Below are 6,182 nucleotides of genomic sequence, written 5' to 3'. Positions count from 1 at the left end.
CTCGGGGCGGCACTGGCCGGGCTGGCGGCGGTCGGCGCCGTCATCGCGCTGGCGGTGCGCGCCGGCTGACGCCGCGGCCGGGTCCGGGGCACCCGCCGCCCGGTCGGGCCCTCCGCCGCCCACGGCCCGCCCGGCCGGCTCAGCGCGCCGGCCGGCCCTGCTGGAACCGGTGGTAGGCGGCCGTCGCGCGGCGCACCCGGTTCCGCTCGGCGGCGGCCAGCGCGGCGTCCGCGCGGCGCTCCTGGTAGGCCGCCTCCCGGGCGAGCCGCCGCCAGGAGTCGAGCCGCCGGGCCGGCAACGTCCCGTCCTCGACGGCCGCCAGCACCGCGCAGCCCGGCTCGGTCCGGTGCGCGCAGTCGGCGAACCGGCAGCCCGCCGCGAGGTCGGCCACGTCGGCGAAGGTCGCGTCCAGCGCCGCGGCGTCCGCGACCAGCCCGACGCCCCGGAGCCCCGGGGTGTCGATCAGGCACGCGCCCCCGGCGAGCGGCACGAGCTCCCGGTGCACGGTCGTGTGCCGGCCGCGCCCGTCCGCCCGGCGGTCACCCGTCGCCATCACCTCCGCCCCGGCGAGGGCGTTCACCAGCGTCGACTTCCCGGCGCCCGACGGGCCGACCACGACGAGCGTCCGCCCGGGCCCGAGCAGGGCGCGCAGCGGCTCGAGACCCGTGCCGGCCGCGACGCTCACGGCATGCACGTCGGCGCCGATCGCGATCGCCCGGACCTCGTCGGCCATCCCGTCGGGGTCCGGCACCAGGTCGGCCTTGGTCAGCACCACGACCGGCGTCGCCCCCGACCGCCAGGCCAGGGTCAGCAGCCGCTCCACGCGGCCGGGGCTCGGGTCGGGGTCGAGGTGCTCGACGACGAGCACGACGTCGACGTTCGCGGCCAGCACCTGGGCCCGCGAGGTCCGGTCGGCGCCGTCCCGCACCACCGCGGTGCGGCGCGGGCGCAGGGCGTCCAGGGCGGGCGCGCCGTCCGGGCCGGTGCCCAGCACGGCGTGGTCGCCGACGGCCGGCGGCACCGCGTCGCCGGGGACGCCGTCCGCGTCGAGCAGGGGCACGAGGCCCTCGCCGGGCAGCGGGACCCGGACGGGCTCGTCGGCCCCCGACCCGGCCCCGGCGGGCAGCACGAGCACCGCGCCGCGGTCGACGCGCACGACCCGCCCGAGGGCGGCACCACCGTGTTCCATGGGGCCGACGCTAGGGAGCGGGACCGGCGACGGGCGAGCGGTTTTCCCCCACGGGGCGCGGGTGAGATCGGCCGCCGACCGGTCACACCGGCCCGGTGCCGCCCGATCGTCCGGTCGGAGTCGATGCAGCCAGCCGTCGGCGTCCGCACGGACCAGGAGTACCCATGCACCGCTCCCCCCGCCGCGCCGCCCTGGCGCTGGCCCTCGCCACCACCCTGTCGCTCGGCACCGCCGGCGCGGCGCTCGCCGGGCCGAAGCCCCCGGCTCCCGCGCCGGCCGCGAAGGTCGCCGCCCAGGTGACGCTCCGCGTGACGCCGGTGGCGACCACCCCGGCCACGACCGACTACCGCGCGGTCGTCACCGTGACCGCGCCGAAGACGGTCGTCACCGGCACGTACCAGCTGCTCGACGGGACCTCCGTCGTGAGCTCCGGCGCGCTCGTCTCCGGCGCCGCGAGCGTCCCGCTGGACCTCGCGCCCGGCGCCCACCGGCTCACCGCCGTGTTCAGCGGGGCGGCGAAGGTCAACGGCGCCGGCTCGAAGGTCGTCGTCGTCCCCGTCCCGGCCGCTGCGCCGGCGGCGGGCTGACGACCCGCGCGGACCGGCCCGCCGCTCGCGGGAGGCGGGCCGGTCCGTCGGCGCGGTCAGCCGAAGTAGCGCGGCAGCGTGCCCTCGTGCGCCGCGCGGGCCTCGGCCAGCGGGAGCGTGAACAGGCCCGTGACCTCGACGGCCGGGGCGTGCACGTGCTGCTCCGGGGCCTCCTGGGTCGGGGCGCCGGCGCCGGGGCTGCAGGTCTCGGCGGTCACGCCGATCGCCAGCGCCGGGACGCCCTGCGCGGTGCACAGGTCCTCGAACCGCACGGCCTCCGACCGCGGCACGGCGACGACCGCCCGGGCGGTCGACTCGGAGAACAGCGCCTCGAACGGCGTCACGCCGTCGCGCTCGCACAGCGCGGCGAGGTCGACCTGCACGCCGACGCCGTACCGCAGCGAGGACTCGACGAGCGCCTGGGCGAGCCCGCCCTCGGACAGGTCGTGCGCGGCGTCGACCAGGTCGTCCCGCGAGGCCCGGACCAGCACGGTCGCGAGCTTCCGCTCGGCCTCCAGGTCGACCCGCGGCGGGGTGCCGCCGAGCTGGGCGTGCGCGACGTCGGCCCACGCGGAGCCGTCGAGCTCCGCCCGCGTCGTGCCGAGCAGGTAGACCGACTGGCCGGCGGTGGTCCAGCCGGACGGCGTGGCCTCCGCGACGTCGTCCATCACGCCGAGCACGCCGACGACCGGCGTCGGGTGGATGGCGGAGTCGATCTTCCCGGGCTCGCCGGTGCCGTTGTAGAGCGACACGTTCCCGCCGGTGACCGGGGTGCCCAGCACGGCGCACGCGTCGGCGAGGCCCTCGATCGCCTGCACGAGCTGCCACATGGACGCCGGGTCCTCGGGGCTGCCGAAGTTGAGGCAGTCGGTGACCGCGAGCGGCTTCGCGCCGGACGCCGCGACGTTCCGGTACGCCTCGGCGAGCGCGAGCTGCGCGCCGGCGTACGGGTCGAGCTTGGCGTACCGGCCGTTCGCGTCGGTGGCCAGGGCCACGCCGAGGCCGGTCGTCTCGTCGACGCGGACCACGCCGGCGTCGTCGGGCTGCGCGAGCGCGGTGTTGCCCTGCACGAACCGGTCGTACTGGTCGGTGACCCAGGCCTTGGACGCCAGGTTCGGGGACGCGAGCAGCGCGAGCACCGTGGCGCGCAGCTCCTCCGGGGTGGACGGGCGGGCGTACCGCTCGGCGCCCTCGGGTGTGCTGACCGAGTCGGCGACCAGGCCGTCCTGCCACTCGGGGCGGGAGTACGGGCGGTCGTAGACCGGACCCTCGTGCGCGACGGTCTTCGGGTCGACGTCGACGATCCGCTGCCCGTGGTGGTCGATCGTCAGGCGGCCGGTGCCGGTGACCTCGCCGATCACGGCGGTCTCGACGTCCCACTTCGACGTGATGGCCAGGAACTCGTCGAGCTTCTCCGGCGTGACGACCGCCATCATCCGCTCCTGCGACTCCGACATGAGGATCTCGCCGGCGGTCAGCGTGGGGTCGCGGAGCAGCACGTTCTCCAGGTCGACGTGCATGCCGCCGTCGCCGTTGGACGCGAGCTCGGACGTGGCGCAGGAGATGCCGGCCGCGCCGAGGTCCTGGATGCCCTCGACCACGCGGGCCGCGTACAGCTCCAGGCAGCACTCGATGAGCACCTTCTCCATGAACGGGTCGCCGACCTGCACCGACGGTCGCTTCGACGGCTTGGTGTCGTCGAACGTCTCCGAGGCGAGGATCGAGGCGCCGCCGATGCCGTCGCCGCCGGTGCGCGCGCCGAACAGGACGACCTTGTTGCCCACGCCCGAGGCGTTCGCCAGGTGGATGTCCTCGTGCCGCAGCACCCCGAGGCACAGCGCGTTGACCAGCGGGTTGCCCTGGTACGAGGCGTCGAACACGAGCTCGCCGCCGATGTTCGGCAGGCCGAGCGAGTTGCCGTAGCCGCCGACGCCCGACACGACGCCGTGCACCACGCGGGCGGTGTCCGGGTGGTCGACCGCGCCGAACCGCAGCTGGTCCATCACGGCCACCGGCCGCGCGCCCATCGAGATGATGTCGCGGACGATGCCGCCGACGCCGGTCGCGGCGCCCTGGTACGGCTCGACGTACGACGGGTGGTTGTGCGACTCGACCTTGAACGTCACCGCCCAGCCGTCGCCGATGTCGACCACGCCGGCGTTCTCGCCGATGCCGACCAGCAGGTGCTCGGTCATCTCCGGCGTGACGCGCTCGCCGAACTTCCGCAGGTGGGTCTTGCTCGACTTGTACGAGCAGTGCTCCGACCACATGACCGAGTACATGGCGAGCTCGGCGGCCGTGGGGCGGCGGCCCAGGATGTCGCGGATGCGCTGGTACTCGTCCGGCTTGAGGCCGAGCTCCGCGAACGGCTGCTCCTGGTCGGGGGTGGCCGCGGCGTGGTCGACGGTGTCGGACACGTGGCCCGAGGTCGGCTCGGCGGGGTGCTGCGAGGCGGTGGGGGCGCTGGTCATCGAATCCCTCGGGCTGGGGGCCCGCAGGCGCGGCGGTCGGGGACCGGGCCGGCGGCGGCGGGCGGGCATCGGCAGACGTGACCCAGGTTACCCGCGCCGGACGCCCCGGCCGGACGTCCGCCCGCGGATGGTCCCGCCCTCCGCACGGAGGTGGACGCGCGCGACGGCCGGGCGCTCGTAGCCTGCCGGCATGACGGCTCCCAGCCCCGGATCCCCCGACGTCCCGCAGGTCCCGGGCCTCCTCGGCGTCCCGGCGTCCCGGGGCGCGGAGCCCCGGACCACGGTGCTCACGTACCCGGGGCGCGACGTGGCGTGGACGTACGGGCTCCTGGTGGGCGGCGGCGCGGCGCTCGGCGCGGCGCTGCACCTGCTGCGCGGCTGGCTGCTCTCGCTGGACGTCCTGCCGTGGCGCGGTGTCCTGGTGACGGTCGACCGGGTGGTCGACGGCTGGGGCGCGTGGGGCGCGGTGGCGCTGGTCGCGGCCGGCGCCGTGCTCGGGTGCGTCGTCGCGGCGGGCGAGGTCGAGAAGGAGCCGCGGTTCGAGGTGTCCCCCGAGCGCGTCGTGGTCGTCCGCGGCCGGAAGCGGCGCACCTACCTGCGCGCGGACGTCCGCGAGGCGCTGCACGACGACGGGGCGCTGGTGCTGCTGGCGACCAACGGGACCGAGCTGGCGCGGGCGACGACCGGCATCCCCGCGCGCGACCTCGAGCGGGCGTTCCGGGACGCGGGATACGCCTGGGACCCGCAATCCTGACCGGCGCCCCCACAATGTCCGGGTGACGCGACGCACCGAACGCCGGGCCTGCGCGGCCGCGGCCCTCCTGGGGGCGCTGCTGCTGGCCGGCTGCACCGGCGGGCCCGGCCCCGACGCCACTCCCGGCACCGCGTCGGCCGCGCCCAGCGCCACCGCCACGACCGACCCGGACGGCGCCGCGCCCGGTGCCGCAGCCGTCCGCGCCGACGGGGTCCCCGTGGTCTCGGGAGCCGTCACGCTGTCCGTGCTGGCACCGGCCGGCGCTCCGGCCGGCACGGCGACCGACGACGACGCGGTTCTCCTCGCGGTCCCGGTGCCCGCCGACGACCCGGCCGCCACCCTGGTGACGGTCGCGACCCTGGCACCGCCGGAGGGCGGCACGCTCGACGTGCTCGACGACCTGTCCGCGGTGGTCCGGGACGCCGGCGGGTCGGTGCTCGCCGGGCTGACCGCGCCCCTGCTGGACGACCCCGCCGGCCGCACGGTCCGGGTCCGCACCGCCGACGACGGCTCGGTGACGTGGCTGGCCGAGGGCGCCGCCGGGTCGGGCGCCGCGGGCGGGACGGTCACCGCGACGTTCGCCGCGACCGCCGTCCTCGACGCGACCTGGCGCGACCTGGCCGACGAGGGCGGGCGCTCGCTCGCGGTCGAGCCGGCCGCCTGGGCCCGCCGGGGCAGCCTGGCCGCCGAGGAGGCGGTGTGGTCGGCCCTGGTCGCGGCGGAGCCGGAGGCCGACGCGCAGAACGTGCGCGACCAGCTGACCTGCCACCTGATCGGGGCGCCCGACAAGGCCACCTGGAACCTGGAGCCGTGGCGCCCGGACGTCGGCCTGCTCGAGACGATCGCGGCGCTCTGCAACCCGTCCTGACGCGCGCCCGCCCGCATGCCGGACCGCCGGTCCGCCACCTGGTCGGTTGTTGCTACAGTCATCCGCATCATGCGCCAGACGACCACCCCCGCACGCACCCGCGCCTGTCGACCCGCGTCGACCGCCGCGTGCTGTTGTCGTCGCTGAGCGCCCCGCGTCCCTGACGCCCGCGCGTCGCTGACGCGCCCGGCCGACCTCCGCGTCCTCCACGCGCCGGCCCGCCTCCGGAGCACCGCTCCGCCCCTCGCGCCCGCCGCGTCGCCCCGTCCCGGGAATTCCCGACCCACCGGTCTGGTTCCGGACCACCGGGGAC

Annotated in this window: 5 protein-coding genes; 3 read left to right on the top strand and 2 right to left on the bottom strand. The window is 77.3% G+C overall.

The window, feature by feature from the left end; genetic code table 11:
• Positions 1–139: 139 nt before the first annotated feature.
• A complete protein-coding gene (gene rsgA / locus G6556_RS16470; protein WP_166943863.1) occupies positions 140–1,189 on the bottom strand; it encodes a ribosome small subunit-dependent GTPase A in 1,050 nt (349 codons plus the stop codon).
• 164 nt (positions 1,190–1,353) lie between these two features.
• Between rsgA and G6556_RS16465 the strand changes: the two genes are divergently transcribed.
• Positions 1,354–1,776, top strand: a complete 423-nt coding sequence (locus G6556_RS16465) for an Ig-like domain repeat protein (RefSeq protein WP_166943854.1) — start codon at positions 1,354–1,356, stop codon at positions 1,774–1,776.
• Between the two features lie 56 nt (positions 1,777–1,832).
• On the opposite strand, the gene purL is transcribed toward G6556_RS16465, so the two are convergent.
• Complete coding sequence (gene purL / locus G6556_RS16460; protein ID WP_166943852.1) at positions 1,833–4,247, bottom strand: phosphoribosylformylglycinamidine synthase subunit PurL; 2,415 nt, start codon at positions 4,245–4,247, stop codon at positions 1,833–1,835.
• A gap of 190 nt (positions 4,248–4,437) precedes the next feature.
• On the opposite strand from purL, the gene G6556_RS16455 reads away from it, so the two are divergent.
• Both G6556_RS16455 and G6556_RS20310 read left to right on the top strand, forming a co-directional pair.
• Positions 4,438–5,001, top strand: coding sequence for a hypothetical protein (locus tag G6556_RS16455; protein ID WP_166943850.1), 564 nt, complete (start codon positions 4,438–4,440; stop codon positions 4,999–5,001).
• Between the two features lie 22 nt (positions 5,002–5,023).
• The gene (locus G6556_RS20310; protein WP_346774951.1) at positions 5,024–5,869 is read left to right on the top strand and encodes a DUF2599 domain-containing protein; all 846 of its coding nucleotides are present in this window, start codon (positions 5,024–5,026) and stop codon (positions 5,867–5,869) included.
• Positions 5,870–6,182 lie beyond the last annotated feature (313 nt).

The organism is Cellulomonas sp. IC4_254 (assembly GCF_011603975.1).
GTDB lineage: Bacteria > Actinomycetota > Actinomycetes > Actinomycetales > Cellulomonadaceae > Cellulomonas.
This window is presented reverse-complemented; position numbering and strand designations above follow the sequence as displayed.